The sequence below is a fragment of the Bacteroidales bacterium genome, assembly GCA_014860575.1.
GTDB lineage: Bacteria > Bacteroidota > Bacteroidia > Bacteroidales > JAAYJT01 > JAAYJT01.
The window spans coordinates 20972-36749 of record JACZJK010000022.1 but is presented as its reverse complement, the minus strand read 5'-3'; the positions used below and the strand labels follow the sequence as shown (position 1 = coordinate 36749).

General features: G+C 43.9%; 12 protein-coding genes and 2 rRNA genes. 6 read left to right on the top strand and 8 right to left on the bottom strand.

Annotated features, from left to right (window positions below):
- The 3 genes from IH597_06545 to IH597_06535 form a co-directional block, all read left to right on the top strand.
- Positions 1–996 (top strand): 23S ribosomal RNA (locus IH597_06545); the annotation flags it as partial.
- Positions 997–1064: 68 nt separating this feature from the next.
- Positions 1065–1175, top strand: a 5S ribosomal RNA gene (gene rrf / locus IH597_06540).
- Positions 1176–1352: 177 nt separating this feature from the next.
- Complete coding sequence (locus IH597_06535; protein MBE0662108.1) at positions 1353–3245, top strand: hypothetical protein; 1893 nt, start codon at positions 1353–1355, stop codon at positions 3243–3245.
- Here the strand turns inward: IH597_06535 and IH597_06530 are convergent.
- From IH597_06530 to IH597_06515, 4 genes are all read right to left on the bottom strand, one after another.
- Complete coding sequence (locus IH597_06530; protein ID MBE0662107.1) at positions 3242–3763, bottom strand: hypothetical protein; 522 nt, start codon at positions 3761–3763, stop codon at positions 3242–3244. The two genes, IH597_06535 and IH597_06530, sit on opposite strands and share 4 nt — an antisense overlap.
- Before the next feature lie 137 nt (positions 3764–3900).
- Positions 3901–4635 carry a TerB family tellurite resistance protein gene (locus IH597_06525; GenBank protein ID MBE0662106.1) on the bottom strand — a complete coding sequence of 245 codons (735 nt, stop codon included), beginning with the start codon at positions 4633–4635 and terminating at the stop codon, positions 3901–3903.
- Between the two features lie 222 nt (positions 4636–4857).
- The gene (locus IH597_06520) at positions 4858–6195 is read right to left on the bottom strand and encodes a saccharopine dehydrogenase NADP-binding domain-containing protein (protein ID MBE0662105.1); all 1338 of its coding nucleotides are present in this window, start codon (positions 6193–6195) and stop codon (positions 4858–4860) included.
- Between the two features lie 86 nt (positions 6196–6281).
- Positions 6282–7592, bottom strand: a complete 1311-nt coding sequence (locus IH597_06515; protein ID MBE0662104.1) for a hypothetical protein — start codon at positions 7590–7592, stop codon at positions 6282–6284.
- 97 nt (positions 7593–7689) lie between these two features.
- On the opposite strand from IH597_06515, the gene IH597_06510 reads away from it, so the two are divergent.
- A complete protein-coding gene (locus IH597_06510) occupies positions 7690–8148 on the top strand; it encodes a GAF domain-containing protein (GenBank protein MBE0662103.1) in 459 nt (152 codons plus the stop codon).
- A 149-nt stretch (positions 8149–8297) separates the two neighbouring features.
- Positions 8298–10100, top strand: a complete 1803-nt coding sequence (gene typA, locus IH597_06505) for a translational GTPase TypA (protein MBE0662102.1) — start codon at positions 8298–8300, stop codon at positions 10098–10100.
- Between the two features lie 81 nt (positions 10101–10181).
- Here the strand turns inward: typA and IH597_06500 are convergent, their stop codons facing one another.
- The 4 genes from IH597_06500 to IH597_06485 all read right to left on the bottom strand — a co-directional run bounded on the left by IH597_06500 (position 10182) and on the right by IH597_06485 (position 12604).
- On the bottom strand, positions 10182–10673 hold the full coding sequence (locus tag IH597_06500) for a hypothetical protein (GenBank protein MBE0662101.1): 492 nt from the start codon (positions 10671–10673) through the stop codon (positions 10182–10184).
- Positions 10674–10685: 12 nt separating this feature from the next.
- A complete protein-coding gene (locus tag IH597_06495) occupies positions 10686–11153 on the bottom strand; it encodes a hypothetical protein (protein MBE0662100.1) in 468 nt (155 codons plus the stop codon).
- Positions 11154–11157: 4 nt separating this feature from the next.
- The gene (locus IH597_06490) at positions 11158–11697 is read right to left on the bottom strand and encodes an RNA polymerase sigma factor (protein MBE0662099.1); all 540 of its coding nucleotides are present in this window, start codon (positions 11695–11697) and stop codon (positions 11158–11160) included.
- A gap of 82 nt (positions 11698–11779) precedes the next feature.
- Positions 11780–12604, bottom strand: a complete 825-nt coding sequence (locus IH597_06485; GenBank protein MBE0662098.1) for a hypothetical protein — start codon at positions 12602–12604, stop codon at positions 11780–11782.
- A 279-nt stretch (positions 12605–12883) separates the two neighbouring features.
- Here IH597_06485 and IH597_06480 point away from each other — a divergent pair, with 279 nt between their 5' ends.
- Complete coding sequence (locus IH597_06480) at positions 12884–15688, top strand: pyruvate, phosphate dikinase (protein MBE0662097.1); 2805 nt, start codon at positions 12884–12886, stop codon at positions 15686–15688.
- Positions 15689–15778 lie beyond the last annotated feature (90 nt).

The following is a 15778-nucleotide window of genomic DNA, read 5'->3' as shown; positions in this document are numbered from 1 at the left end:
TGAATTGAAGCCCCGGTAAACGGCGGCCGTAACTATAACGGTCCTAAGGTAGCGAAATTCCTTGTCGGGTAAGTTCCGACCTGCACGAATGGTGTAACGATCTGGGCACTGTCTCAGCCATGAGCTCGGTGAAATTGTAGTTCCGGTGAAGATGCCGGATACCCGCAACGGGACGAAAAGACCCCGTGAACCTTCACTACAGCTTAACATTGACATTGGATAAACAATGTGTAGGATAGGTGGGAGGCTGCGAAGCGGTTTCGCTAGGAATCGTGGAGCCACCGTTGAAATACCACCCTTTGTTTATCTGATGCCTAATCCCGCAAAACGGGAGACAGTGTTTGGTGGGTAGTTTGACTGGGGTGGTCGCCTCCAAAAGCGTATCGGAGGCTTCCAAAGGTACCCTCAGCATGCTTGGTAACCATGCGTAGAGTGCAATAGCATAAGGGTGCTTGACTGTGAGACATACAAGTCGAGCAGGGACGAAAGTCGGGTATAGTGATCCGGCGGTTCCGTATGGAAGGGCCGTCGCTCAAAGGATAAAAGGTACTCCGGGGATAACAGGCTGATCACTCCCAAGAGCTCACATCGACGGAGTGGTTTGGCACCTCGATGTCGGCTCGTCACATCCTGGGGCTGAAGAAGGTCCCAAGGGTTCGGCTGTTCGCCGATTAAAGTGGCACGCGAGCTGGGTTCAGAACGTCGCGAGACAGTTCGGTCCCTATCTGTTGTGGGCGTTGGAAATTTGAGGGCACCTGACTCTAGTACGAGAGGACCGAGTTGGACGAACCTCTAGTGTATCTGTTGTAGCGCCAGCTGCACTGCAGAGTAGCTATGTTCGGATGAGATAAGTGCTGAAAGCATCTAAGCACGAAACTTAGCCCAAGATGAGATTTCCTTTAAGGGTCGTCGAAGACTACGACGTTGATAGGCTACAGGTGTAAAGCCAGTAATGGCAAAGCCGAGTAGTACTAATTACCCGTAAGCTTTCTTAATGCAGCATTTTCGAAATGCAATCGTTGTATTTTCTTTCATAATATGTCAATTTAAAGAATTTAAAGACTTTAGGTGACTATTGCGGTGGGGTCCACCTCTTCCCATTCCGAACAGAGAAGTTAAGCCCGCCAGCGCCGATGGTACTGCAGTTTTTGTGGGAGAGTAGGTCGTCGCCAATCATACAGAGACCCCGTCAGCAATGACGGGGTTTTTTGTTTTAACACAGTTCTTTCCATATTCCAATCCACCTGGCTACATAATTGCTTAAATTTATAGTTTCTTTTATCAACTAAAATACCATCCCCTGCCCTGCTTCGTTTTAATCTTTACTTTTGGTTCACAAATAGAATATTTACATGGTTTTAGTTAAGGGCAAAAGTTTTATCTGCATACTATTCCTCTTGCACCTTAGTGGTTTTTCGCAAGAAACAAAACCCGGTGGGATTGAAATTAGACACGAGCTTGACAGCATCAGCGCAGCTTATTTTTACGATAGCGACCTCAATATTCTTGATCCGAAATTTATCTTCTTAGATACAACTCTCCATCATTTTCATCATTATCAAGCGCTTCAGCATAATGGAAGGACATTTGCAAGCCTGGGCAACACAGGCCTGGCATACACAAAAATGCGATTTGACAATACATTTATTCCAATTTCGCAATTGGGTATCAACGTTTATGACGCCTACAGGCTCACACCTCAAAACCTTACTTATTACAGACTAAATGTGCCATTTACATTGTTGGCCTACACGATTGGAAAAGACAGGGAGCAGGTTTTTGGTGGTAAACATTATCAGCAAGTCAGGCGGAATTTAGGAATAGGACTTGGTTTTAACATTTATAATGTCATGGGTTCGTATGAGCGCCAAAAATCTGATAACGCATCTCTGGCATTTCAGGCGCTTTACCGAACCGACAATAACAGGTATGGAATAGCAGGCAACTTTATTAACAACCGCTTTATTCACAGGGAAAGCGGTGGGATTTTGAACCCTTCGCAATTTGAAGATAACGTTGAAACCGATCGCTCTAGAATCTCGGTTAGACTTACTACGGCTGAAAACCGCTGGAGGGAAACCAATACATATTTTAAGCAATATGTTCATCTCACTGAGCCAAAACGCCTCGAAAACGATTCTTTACAAAAAGGCTTCATGGGCTTGGGTTCATTGGTACATGAATTCAATTATCAACGCCTGGCCTTGGTTTATTCTGACAAAAGTCCCCTATCGGGTTATTACCCTGACATCCTGATTGATTCTACCGCAACCCTTGATTCACTTGTGCTTCATACCGTTTATAACGGTTTTCAATGGTATCTGCCGCTCATAAATAGTGATGCGATTTCCTTTGAAGTGAATTCGGGCATTGCCCATGTTTTTATGCATTACAGGAACTTTGATATCAACAGAAAATACAATCAGTTGATTCCCTTTCTAAAACCATCTCTTAGAATAGGTAGTAACATTACGATTGATGCACATTTACGGCAGGTTACCGGTGATCTCAGCAATGGTGATCAAACAATCGACGCTGCTGTATTGTACCGTATCGGTGAAATTAATCCGGTTATTCTCACAGGAGAAGTAGAGCATTCTCAAAAATCACCTGAGTTGTTTTATCAGCTTTACAAATCCAATCATTTTGAATGGGAGAATGATTTTGGACAACAAAAGTTCAGCAAAGCAGGGATCTCAGGAAAATGGAAACATACCACGGCTGGTATAACTTTAACTTCAGTAAAAGGGTTTGCCTATCTTGACTCCCTGGCGCATCCGGCATGGTTCCAAAACCAATTTACAATAATGGCAGCATTTGTTGATAGCCGGCTGCACTGGAGACGCTTCACGATTGATAATAAATTTGTTTTTCAACAATTATCTGATGAGTCAGCCCTCAGGCTTCCACAACTTATAGTAAATTCAACGTTGGCTTACGAGTTGGATTTGTTTAAAGGAGCATTGCAGGCTATGGGTGGTGTGGAAGTGTTTTACAATTCGCCATGGAAAGCACCGGCTTATATGCCTGCTACAAGGAGTTTTTATCTTCAGGATCAGAAAGAAACCGGAAATTACATTTATGCCGATGTTTTCATAAATCTGCGGATCAAGCGAGCCAGGATTTTCCTGCTCATGCAACATGTAAACCAAGGCTTAACGGATTACAGTTATTATATGATCCCGAATTATCCGATGCAGGACCGTGCTTTTAAATTTGGGGTTAACTGGATGTTCTATGATTAATAGTGGGTTGCCCGCATGTTTCCGAACACAACATTTGCTTTGATGTTCAGGTAAGGCTTATTCGGATCGAAATGCGGTGGTTTGTAGTAAAGGCTTCCGAATGATACAGAAGAGCCATCAGGGTTTGAGAAACTGGCAAACGCTGCATCTGACCTGATCATATAATTGGTATCACTACCCAACAAGATTTTAACTTCAGCAAAAACCCCGATTATTTCGATGGACTTTGTGGTGTTCACACCAACCTGAGTAAGGTCAATTGTCCCGCTGCCAAATATTACTTTATACTCCTGATGGGTCTCAGTATAAATCAACACTCCATCACCAAAAAGAATCGTGCTCGCATCAATCAAAAAATTTCGGGGCCGGAAAATGAGTATAAGACCTACATAAATTAAAACCAATGCACCTAAAATGCTAAGCCAGGGGAAGTAGAAATCATAGTAGAACCGTGACATCAAACCCATTCCAATAATAATAAGTGCAATGCCCCAGAAAAGCCCATGAAAAGACGACATTTTCATACTGATTTGATTTTAAAATTATTTTGGAAATCAAAATATTGAATTTCTGATTAGTGGTCGGAACAATAGTATTCTCTCATGCAGTAACCTTATTTCATCTTCAACAAACAATTATCCACAAATGAAAAGTATCAGGCAATTCCTCTTTGTTTCTTAATGAGGTCGTATGCTGCATTCAGTTCCTGGAATTTTTCTTTGGCAGCATTTTGAATATCTTCGCCCAGATGGCTCACCTTGTCAGGATGATATTTCAGCGCCATTTTGCGATAAGCCTTCTTAATTTCCTCATCACTTGCTTCGGATGAAACTTCAAGTATACGGTAAGCATAGCCGGTATCCTTCACAAACATTGAGCGAATGGATTGGAAATCAGCATTTGTGATCCCAATGAGCCTGGATATTTGCTGGATGGTGGAAATTTCAGCAGGATGTTCCTGCCCATCAGCCGAAGAAATCCCAAAAAGGAAATGAAGCAATTGCAACTTCTCTGCATAAGCCATGTATTGATTGATCTGGGCGCCAATTCCGGAAAGATCAATATTCTGCTTTAGCAATTCGCGAAGCATTAGCATCTTGCTCTTTGCCTGAGTTTCACCAAAATTTTGAAGAAAGAACCTTTTAACATACTCCAATTCTGAGCGAACAACTTTTCCATCAGCTTTCATCACCGCAGCAGAAAGAATGAGCAAAGCCACGCTGAAATCACCGGTTTGCGTACGTTGTTGCGTTTCAGGCGGGCGATACTCGAATGAACCCGTTTGCATACTGTCAAACATGGATCCGAAAACAAAACCGAGTACTCCACCGATAGGTCCACCGAGCGCCCAACCCAGCCCTCCTCCTATCCACTTTCCATAAGAAGCCATAGAAAAAATATTTTGGCAAACTTAAGGGTTTTCAGGATAACGGTATTCTAAAAGTCGGTAAAAGGCTTATATGACACCGTAGACGGAAGTTTCTGCAAGGTAAAAGCATTGAGATTCCATGAAAACCTTGGTTCGGACAATTACTCCAGATGCATGTCGTATAAAAAAACGGCACTGGTAAAAACCCAGCGCCGCTTATTTTTTGAATTTTGATTTTTCAGATTAGCTGATATTCTCTGATAATGGCAATCCATACTCTTCAACCATGCGAATGTCCATATCTTCGAGCCTGTCGAGAATTGGATTATATATACCAGGAATAACCGGAATATGAACACCTTTTTCGGCAATCTCGCCTTTAAGAATCATTTCCACGCCAATAGCTGCCGGTAAAGCAACAGTGCGGGCAACAGCAGTATCGGTGGCCAGGGTTCCAAAATCCAGCATTGACGATTTGATCACTTCCTGCTTGCCATCGGGATAAGAAGCCAGGAAAACATGCTGCATCACAACCATGTCGCGTTCATCGCGGCCCAGTTCCATTTTGGCGATCATTACATCACTGGTGATCTCAAAAGGAGTGTCCTGAGCACGGTTCATAGGTTCGTTGCTGAATAATCCGAGCCATTCGATTGCATCAAGGGCATAGACTTTTTCATCAATCCCGAGGAATACTGCTGTTTTTTGGCGAATATTCTCAGAATTTTCGGCTCCTATCATCATGGCAATGAAATCTGCATACGTTTTGCCGGTAAAGTCGTACTTATCGCTGGTGATCAGTTTCAGCGCTTTCATGACATCAATACTTTCGCACCAGCCCGGATGACGGAAAGTTCCGCGCATCATAGTCTTGGTTTCAGGAATTCCATACAGGCTGATGTATGGCATGGAATCGCGGTTTGGATAAATCTCAAGTTTACCAACTTCAGGGAAATTTACTGAGAGCGGGTTTTTGAATAAATCTTCGGTAGGAACATACACATGTTTTCCATGACGCAGATAATTGCCATCGTTGTTGCCGGCCATCACCACACCCTTTGGGCTCCAGGAAAACTTGTATTTAAACGGATTGGTTGCTGCTTCCAGCGCAGGAAGGGCTCCGCAGATTGAATAAAACTCTTCAATTTTTCCACCTTTGCTGTGAACATGGTCAATAATACGCATGGCTCCCATGTGGTCAATGCCGGGATCGAGGCCCAGTTCATTGAGAATAATAATTCCGGCTTCCTTCGCTGCTTCATCAAGCGCTTGCATTGCGGGCTTTACATACGAAGTAGTGACCATGTTTTTCTTATGCCTGATGCAATGCTCAGCAACCATGATGTGGTGAGTCCAGGGCAAAAGGCTCACAGTAAGATCGTGGGAGTCCACCAGTTCGCCTAGTGTTTTTTCGTCTTCAACAGTCCAGGCCAAAGCTGTTCCGTTTTTGTGATCGCCAATCATGGATTCAGCCTTTGATTTTGTTCGTGTGGCCACGGTTACATGATAGCCTTTATCCAATAAATAAGTTACTATAGGTTTTACAACCATCCCTGCTCCTAAAATCAGAACTTTCTGCATACAAATAGAGTTTTAGCGTTAATTTAGTTAATGATGTTTTGGCTGAGTCTGAGTTCGTAAAATGAACCAATAACCCGTGCCAATTTTTATTTTAAGTATTGTTCGATGTATTTATAATCGGGTGTTAGTTCTCCCTGGTGAAGAATGAGAGCCTTTTTTAGCGCGCGTGGTAAATCTACATCATCAAAATGCTCATTGAAATCGGCTACCGCAACGGGCTTGATGTAAGGCATCAGCGCATCGGCAAATGCGATAGATGAATCGCGGGGCAATTCACTGGGCAAAATATCCACTGCCATCACAAGTATGCCATCGCCGCTAAAACCGCTGTTGGGCTCACGTGCAAATGGATTATACACAAAAACCGGATCTTCAATCTCAGTGCCCTTGTGGGTGCATTCGATGGAGCCGTCAGGATCGCAGGTAATATCACCGATAACAGTGAGTTTTGGAGTTCCGGCTGAATATAATTTTTCAAGATAATTTTTGGTTACTATTCGCGGATAACGGGTATCCCAATACATACAGTTCATTAATACAGTCAGATGCGGAATGTATTTTTCAAACTGGCTGCGGTATTTTTCAGGATGTGAATAATAATCGTGCAGTTCAAATTCCTGGGCCGGATCAATTGGTTCGGACAGGTCTTCTTCTTTGAATACAACTTTATAGATCAGATTATTGGGTAAGTGATCCCGATCCTTCAGACTCAGCAATTTCTCTGGTGAAATCTCCTTAACGGGAAGCAGGTTCGCAATTTCCTGCGCACCAATGGAAACATTTCCATATCCTGTGAAACCAATGGTAAGCGGGCGAAGTTCCTCAGGCAGTCCGTTTTCGGCTATCTCCTGCCCTACTTCGGAAATCACCTTTTTGGCTTCGGCAAGCGAATCGTATTTATGTGCCTGCTGAATTTTCAGGAAAGGAGTTTCCATTCCGTAATATTTCAAGCGCTGACCGAGGCTCCACAGGGAATTGATCATTCCAGCCAGCCCGGCATATTTCCCGAAGAAAATCAGGCGTTTGCCTTGCTCGTCCACAATGCGTTCGTACTCAATAAGGTTGCATTTAAGTTCCATCATCTTTTTGAGCATGGGCATGTTGTAGGCCTGTCCTTTGATGACATGGGAGAAGAACACATAGGTTTTATCAGGTTCAAAAAATGAGAGGGGAATTTCTTTCACACCAAGAATGATTGAACACTCATTCAAATTATCTTCAACACGGGCACCGGCGGCTACATATTCTTCTTCTGAGAAAATCCGTTTCTTCGAACGCTGAACAATGAAGTCCAGTTTCTTTTCTTTAATAAGTCGTGCTAAGTGTTTGGGGGTGAGGGGTGTCCGACGCTCCATAAGGTATTTGTCTTCGAGCCGGATTCCGATAAAGTTACTCATATCAGTAGGTTATTAGTTGTTCCCGAGTGATGAATGGGAGTGCAAAGGTAGAAATTTAAGGTGTATTTTTGTAACCTGATTCAAAACAATCTCAGGAATGGAAACAAAGAAAATAGCAGACCGATACCAGCGCATATACAAGCAGTTAGAGGAATTATTAACAAAAAGTTCCGACCCTACTGCCCGAATGGCAAGCATTTCAGCGGTACTCTATCATAAAATGGATTATTTTTTCTGGTGCGGGTTTTACCGTTTGGTTGAGGGTGAGCTTACCGTTGGACCCTACCAGGGACCGGTAGCCTGCCAAGTGCTGAAAAAGGATACCGGAGTTTGCTGGGCCGGATTAAATGCAGGTAAATCAATAATTGTTCCTGATGTTGAAAAATTCCCTGGCCATATTGCCTGCGACAGCCGTTCAAAATCCGAAATCGTGATTCCGCTTTTCGACAAATCAGGCAATGCTTACGGAGTGCTGGATATTGACAGCACTGCTTTGAATTCTTTTGATGATGTGGACAGAGAGTGGTTGGAGAGGATTGTTGGCCTGATCAATTAAAAATGGCTATTCAAGCACTATTGCATTATTACTTCCTAAAACATAATCCATATTAATATCTGATTTGGCGAGAAATGAGACTGACTTATCTCGCTGAATAACCCTACCTTTGCACCGCTTTTCTAAAAGGCGGAGTTTAATCTTACAACATGCAACAAATCAGAAATATAGCCATAATAGCCCACGTTGATCATGGAAAAACAACTTTGGTTGACAGGATACTGCACCAGGTAAAGCTTTTCCGTGATAACCAGGACATGGGCGAACTCATCCTTGATTCAAACGAACTGGAACGCGAACGCGGCATCACCATTCTTGCGAAAAATGTTGCCGTGCGTTACAAGGATGTCAAAATCAATATCATTGATACACCTGGCCACACCGACTTTGGCGGCGAGGTAGAGCGTGTGCTCAATATGGCCGATGGCGTGCTACTGGTGGTTGACGCTTTTGAAGGCCCTATGCCGCAAACCCGCTTTGTGCTCGAAAAAGCGCTGAATCTGGGTTTGAAACCCATCGTTGTGGTTAACAAAGTGGATAAACCCAACTGCGATCCTGAAGGAACCCAGGAGGATGTATTTGATCTGATGTTTAGCCTTGGCGCCACCGAAGATCAATTGAACTTTCCTACCGTTTTCGGTTCTTCAAAAGAAGGATGGATGGCCGCTCACTGGGAGGAAGAAGCTACCGATGTCAGCTATTTGCTCGATATGATCATTGAGCATATTCCGCCACCTGTGCAATTGCCTGGCAACCTCCAAATGCAAATCAGTTCCCTGGATTACTCATCTTATATCGGCAGAATTGCAGTTGGCAGGATTCTGCGTGGAAGTATTCAGGCAGGGATGCAGGTTTCGCTCGTTAAAAGCGATGGAAGAGTTATTAAATCATTGGTGAAAGAGCTGTACCGCTTTGAAGGATTGGGCAAAGAAAAAGTAAAACATCCGCTTGAAACCGGCGAAATTTGTGCGGTGCTCGGTCTTGAAAATTTCGAGATTGGCGATACCGTTGCTGACTTTGAAGCGCCTGAAGCCCTCACGCCCATCATGGTGGATGAACCAACCATGAGCATGCTGTTCACCATTAACAATTCCCCGTTTTTTGGCAGGGAAGGAATTTATGTAACATCCAGGCATGTGCGCGACAGGCTTTTCAAGGAAACCGAAAAGAACCTTGCTCTCAGGGTTGAAGAAACAGATTCGCCTGATCGTTTGCTTGTTTTTGGCCGGGGCATCCTTCATCTTTCAATTCTTGTTGAAACCATGCGCCGCGAAGGGTATGAGTTTCAGATTGGTCAGCCCCAGGTGCTTGTTAAAGAAATCAATGGTGAAAAACATGAACCGGTTGAATTTCTGACCATCAGCGTGCCGGAATCGTTTTCTGGAAAAGTGATCGAAATCGTAACCCGCCGCAAGGGAGAAGTTTTAACTATTGAAACCCGAAGTGATCGTGTGATCCTTGAATTCAATATTCCCGCAAGAGGTATCATTGGTTTAACCAATCCGATCCTGACTGCAACTGAAGGCGAAGCCGTGATCGCACACCGGTTCAAAGCTTACGAACCCTGGAAAGGTGAAATTCCGAACCGCATGAACGGCTCATTGCTGGCTATGGAAACCGGCACTGCCATTGCATACAGCATTGACAAATTGCAGGATCGCGGAAAGTTTTTCATTTTCCAGAAGGAAGAAATTTATGCCGGTCAAATTATAGGTGAACACAGCCGGCAGGACGACTTGCTTATCAACGTTACCAAAACCAAAAAGCTTAGCAACATGCGGGCTTCCGGATCGGATGATAAAACTATTATTGTACCTCCGGTTAGGTTTTCGCTTGAAGAAGCCATGGAATACATTAAAGACGATGAATACGTTGAAGTAACGCCGAAATCCATCCGTTTACGAAAAATCATTCTGGATGAGCATGAGCGTAAGCGCAAAAGCAAGCAGTAATTACTAAATGCATGTTCAACTGCCTGCAAGTTAATCGAACATGTAAGTTGAAACCCGAAACAGCCTAACTTACTCCGAACTCTAGTGGTCCGGACCTGGGGGTCTGCGCCCGTTGCGCCGTTCTATCATGCGTTGTTGCAGTTCCCGGTTGAATTGCTGCTCCGCCCTGAAAAAGACAGCGATCTTGATTGGAGGTAAAAATTCCCTTAAATCCCTGACAAGCTTTTTACGCGCGGCCAGCGCCTTTTCGGCATGAAGGAGGCGCTCATCAATCATTGCGTTTATTTCCTGATCGCTTTTATTTTCAAGCCCTTCAGCAATACTCTGAAAAGCTTCAAGGCGTTCATCCTTGAGTTGGCTCAAGGCTTCCTGATATTGATCATACACCGGCCAGAAAAGCCTGGCTTCTTCGGGAGTCAGCTTCATTTGACGTGAAAGGAATGTGGTTTTTGCGACCTCAAGTCTTTCCCGGCCTTGTTGAAGGCCTGGCCTTTGCTGCGCAAACAATGCATGAGAAGCTATTACGATCATAAGCACGGGGACAACCATCAATGATTGGGTAAACTTTTTCATAGTCTGTATTTTTTAAAATTCGAATTCATCTGCTTCGGCAAGGTAATCAAGAATGACATCAAAAGGAATTTCGTCCAATTCAGCAAACAAGTCGTCAAATCCATTAGCGGGATCAGAACTCAAAGATGGTTCCGGCTTGATAACCAGTGTGTCTTTTTCAACTAGACTGATATCTGAATCAGATATACCGTTAATTTCAGTTAACTGTTCCGGATGTTCAATTGCAGGTTGATTATGAACTATGATGTTCTTATCCGGGTCAGCTATGTCAATGATTAGCAGAACACCAATGCTGATAATAATCAGCATTACGGCAGCAATGGCCCTAAAAGCGGGTCGAACGAAAAGATGAGGTTTGATGTTATTCTTTTCGCGGGCTATAATTACCAGCTTGTCCGGAAGCTCTTTGAAATAATTTTCAGGAATTCCGGGAAACCCATCAGGCCCTTTGCCACGCAAATCTTCAAACTTCTGATCCATAATATTAAACATTAGCCATTAAGTACTTTTCAATCTTTTTCACCGCGTTATGATACACTGCTTTAAGTGTTCCCTCGCTTAGTTGCAGAATCTCGGCCATCTCGGTGTACTTCATATCGTTATAATATCTCAATCCAAACACCATGCGTTGCTGAACCGATAAATTATGCATGGCATTTTCAAGTTTTCTTTTTATCGCCTCGGCATTGTTTGATCCGAACTCAGGAGCTTGTTGCCCGGAATATGGCTTAGATGAGATTAAAAACAAGTTCCTGATTCTCTGTTTTCTCAAGTGCTGCAAGGCTTCGTTGGTTGCAATGCGGAACAGCCATGTACCTATTTTTGACTGATTCCTGAAACCATCCAGGTTTTGCCACGCTTTGATAAAAGTATTTTGAAGAACGTCATCGGCATCATCATGGTCAAGGACCATACTGCGAATGTGAGAATAAAGTATCCGGCTATGATCGGCAACAATCTGTCTGAAGCCGTTTTCGTCCTGCGACGATATTTCTTTTTCAACCTTTTGACCTTCTGATGTCATCCTGCCTTAGCGTATCTGAAAATATTAGAAACTCCGGAAGCTTGCAATTTATGCAATATTCCGGAGTTTCAGGATATTTCGTTTAAGGCAACCTGATTATAAAGGTTCTGTTTCCTACAGTTACCGTGGCAATATTATCGCATGTTCCATCACCATAATCCAATGTTCGGGTGGGTCTGTTGGCCGGAACGGTTTCAACGATCCCACTCACGAAATGGTGGCATGAAAGTTCCCTACGCAGCGGTTCAAGTATGGTTCGCACAAAGCCTCCACCATTGCTATGGCTATGTGTTCCGGAGCCGGTGATCAGAAATACATTGTCATACCAGACAGGTGTTTCATAGCCTTCGATCCATGTGCGCAGATGATTTGCCTCCCATGTAATAACTGCCTGGTTATTATTCATTGTAATCATCCCATCCACAATGGTTTCATACTGTGGCTGCCCTTCATCATTTGGCCCAAGATTGGTCATTACCCTTGTGCCTTCAACATGATTGTCATTTACATAGAAATTATTAAAAGTATGTGTAATTACAGTGCCCGGCTGATGATAGCGTCCTGTGAAAGTTACAATGATCTGACCACGGCGCCATTTACCATCGCGGCACAGGCAATTTACTTCACCAAAGTCAATAATCATCACATGCGGCATTGATGTGGTATCAATTGTGATTGTCACACAATCGCCTAACCTTGAACCATCGTCATTATTTGATTTTGTACCATTTCCACCAATCCTGAAAGCCTGGTCGGCAATTTCACCCAATTCATCAAAAATGGCTTCAGCAATGGCATCGTCCTTTGCCATTTTGTTGTCAGCAATTTCCTGTTCATTTTCTTTTTGGCAGGCTGTAATACCAAACAGCAAAAGCGCTGTGATCATAAAGACCGAAAATTTCTTCATCGCATTCATTGTTTTAAATTTTTTAATTGAACCTTCTTTTTTAAACGTAAAACTTAGATGCATAATACACCGCAGGGTTTATTCTGAACCAGAAAAAATTTTGGCTTATCAGCAATCGGATGTCGGTGGCATAAATCAGGGTTTTTGATTTCATCATAACACGATGAAGTTCCGCCACTTGAAAACTTTAACACCATGTATATCTACAGTTCAGCACATTTTTAGTACTTTTGCACCTCGTTTCTGAAAACCTATTATGATTCTAAATAACAGAGAACTATGAAAAAAGAAGCTAAGAAAAAGCAGGTAAAACATGTATATTATTTCGGTGGAAAAAAAGCCGATGGTGATGCCGGAATGAAGAACCTTTTAGGTGGCAAAGGTGCCAACCTAGCTGAAATGGTGAACATTGGCGTGCCTGTGCCCCCGGGTTTTACAATTACTACCGAGGTATGCACATTATACAATGCACATGGGCAGGATCATGTTGTGAACCTCATCAGAAAAGAGGTTGAAAAAAATATGCAAAAGGTTGAAAAGGAAATGGGTTCCGGATTTGGCGACCCCGCCAATCCCCTTTTATTGTCGGTTCGCTCAGGTGCCCGCGCTTCAATGCCCGGTATGATGGATACAGTGCTCAACCTCGGCTTGAATGAAGCTACCGTTGCAGGTTTGGTTAAAAAATCGGGCAACGAACGCTTTGTTTGGGATTCGTACCGCCGTTTTGTCCAAATGTTCGGCGATGTGGTATTGGGCCTGAAACCCGCTTCAAAAGAAGATATTGATCCTTTCGAAGAAATCATGGAACACCTCAAGGCTGAGAAAAAAGTTGAAAACGACAACGATCTTAGCACCGATGATCTTAAAGAACTTGTGAAACGCTTCAAAACAGCAGTTAAGAAAACTACCGGTCATGATTTTCCTGACAATCCCTGGGAGCAACTTTGGGGTTCAGTAATGGCAGTATTCAACAGCTGGGGCAACGACCGTGCTTCTTATTACCGCCAAATGCACAATATTCCCGATGAGTGGGGAACAGCAGTGAACGTTCAGGCAATGGTGTTCGGCAACATGGGCGACAATTCTGCCACAGGCGTAGCTTTCACCCGCGATGCTGCCACCGGCGAAAACCTTTTCAACGGCGAATATCTTATCAATGCACAGGGCGAAGACGTAGTAGCCGGAATCCGCACTCCACAACAAATTACACTCGAAGGTTCAAAACGCTGGGCGCAACTAGCCACAGTAAACGAAGCTGACCGCGCAGCGAAGTTTCCTTCACTTGAAGAAGCAATGCCAACAGTTTATAAGGAATTATATGATTTTCAGAAAAAGCTCGAACGCCATTACCGCGATATGCAAGACCTTGAGTTTACTATCCAGGATGGCAGACTTTGGATCCTACAAACCCGTAACGGGAAACGCACGGGTGCAGCTATGGTTTCAATTGCTATGGATATGATGCGCGAAGGTTTGATCTCAAAAAAAGAAGCACTCCTGCGTGTTGAACCCAATAAGTTAGATGAGCTGCTTCATCCGATTTTTGACACAGATGCTCTTGCCAAGGCAAAAGTAATTTCAAAAGGTTTACCGGCATCTCCGGGTGCTGCAACCGGCCAGATCGTTTTCTTTGCTGATGAAGCAGAAAACTGGGTTGCACAAGGGAAAAAAGTGATTTTGGTTCGAATTGAAACCTCACCCGAAGACTTACGTGGAATGAACGTTGCCCAGGGAATCCTCACCGCACGTGGCGGAATGACTTCACATGCTGCTGTTGTGGCACGTGGCATGGGTAAATGCTGTGTTTCCGGCGCGGGAAGTATTAAAATTGATTACAAGACCCGCACCATGATTGCCGGTGGCAAAAAATATAAAGAAGGCGAATTTATTTCACTGAATGGTTCAAGCGGCGAAGTTTATGATGGAAAAATCCTGACCAAAGATCCAGAACTCAGTGGCGATTTTGGCAAACTGATGGAACTTGCCGAAAAATATACACACATGTCAGTTCGAACCAATGCCGATTCACCACGCGACTCCAGGGTTGCGCGCGAATTTGGAGCCAAAGGTATCGGACTCTGCCGCACAGAACATATGTTCTTTGAAGGTGACCGCATCAAAGCCATGCGTGAAATGATCCTGGCTTCCGATGAATCCGGACGACGCAAAGCGCTCGAAAAACTGCTGCCAATCCAACGTGAAGATTTTGAAGGCATCTTTGAAGCAATGCACGATTTGCCGGTAACGGTTCGCTTACTCGACCCGCCTTTGCATGAGTTTGTGCCGCATGAAGAAGCCAATCAAAAAGAAATGGCGAAGGAAATGGGCATCAGTGTTGAACAAGTGAAATCCAAAGTGGATGAGTTGCATGAATTCAATCCGATGCTTGGGCATCGCGGATGCCGGCTTGGAAACACCTATCCTGAAATCAGCGAAATGCAGGCCCGCGCCATTATTGAAGCCGCATTGAACCTGAAAGCAAAAGGAATCAGGGCTATTCCTGAAATTATGATCCCGCTTACCGGTACGCTTGAAGAGATGCGTTTACAGGAAAAAATTGTCCGTGAAACGGTTGAGCAGGTATTTGCCGAACGCAACGAGCGTATTGACTACCTTGTTGGAACCATGATCGAGGTGCCACGTGCAGCCCTTACTGCCGATCGCATTGCCGAATCAGCCGAATTCTTTTCGTTCGGAACCAACGATCTCACGCAGATGACTTTTGGTTATTCGCGCGATGATGCCGGCAAATTCCTTCCGGTTTATCTTGCCAAAGGCTTGCTCAAGCATGATCCTTTCCAGGTTCTCGACCGCGAAGGTGTCGGCCAATTGGTTGAAATGGCCGTGAAAAAGGGTCGCAAAACAAAGAAGAAACTCAAAGTTGGTATTTGTGGCGAGCATGGTGGCGAACCTAATTCAGTAGCATTCTGTCACATGGTAGGCATGGATTATGTGAGCTGTTCACCTTACCGCGTACCTATTGCAAGGCTGTCTGCTGCTCAGGCTGCGGTTAGAGAAAAAATGGAAAAGAAAGAAGGCAAGGTGGTTAAAAAGATCAAGAAAAGCGCAAAAAAGAAAAAATAGAAAATTAAGCGTCTCATGCATTTTGAAAGCAGCCTGATTTATTCAGGCTGCTTTTCTTTTTTCACATGCTGATTATTGTATTTTTGCACA

Excerpts from the sequence above, each read along its gene's own strand:
- IH597_06535 (MBE0662108.1), top strand. The coding sequence starts at position 1,353 with ATGGTTTTAGTTAAGGGCAAAAGTTTTATCTGCATACTATTCCTCTTG.
- IH597_06530 (MBE0662107.1), bottom strand. The coding sequence starts at position 3,763 with ATGTCGTCTTTTCATGGGCTTTTCTGGGGCATTGCACTTATTATTATT.
- IH597_06525 (MBE0662106.1), bottom strand. The coding sequence starts at position 4,635 with ATGGCTTCTTATGGAAAGTGGATAGGAGGAGGGCTGGGTTGGGCGCTC.
- IH597_06520 (MBE0662105.1), bottom strand. The coding sequence starts at position 6,195 with ATGCAGAAAGTTCTGATTTTAGGAGCAGGGATGGTTGTAAAACCTATA.
- IH597_06515 (MBE0662104.1), bottom strand. The coding sequence starts at position 7,592 with ATGAGTAACTTTATCGGAATCCGGCTCGAAGACAAATACCTTATGGAG.
- IH597_06510 (MBE0662103.1), top strand. The coding sequence starts at position 7,690 with ATGGAAACAAAGAAAATAGCAGACCGATACCAGCGCATATACAAGCAG.
- typA (MBE0662102.1), top strand. The coding sequence starts at position 8,298 with ATGCAACAAATCAGAAATATAGCCATAATAGCCCACGTTGATCATGGA.
- IH597_06500 (MBE0662101.1), bottom strand. The coding sequence starts at position 10,673 with ATGAAAAAGTTTACCCAATCATTGATGGTTGTCCCCGTGCTTATGATC.
- IH597_06495 (MBE0662100.1), bottom strand. The coding sequence starts at position 11,153 with ATGGATCAGAAGTTTGAAGATTTGCGTGGCAAAGGGCCTGATGGGTTT.
- IH597_06490 (MBE0662099.1), bottom strand. The coding sequence starts at position 11,697 with ATGACATCAGAAGGTCAAAAGGTTGAAAAAGAAATATCGTCGCAGGAC.
- IH597_06485 (MBE0662098.1), bottom strand. The coding sequence starts at position 12,604 with ATGAAGAAATTTTCGGTCTTTATGATCACAGCGCTTTTGCTGTTTGGT.
- IH597_06480 (MBE0662097.1), top strand. The coding sequence starts at position 12,884 with ATGAAAAAAGAAGCTAAGAAAAAGCAGGTAAAACATGTATATTATTTC.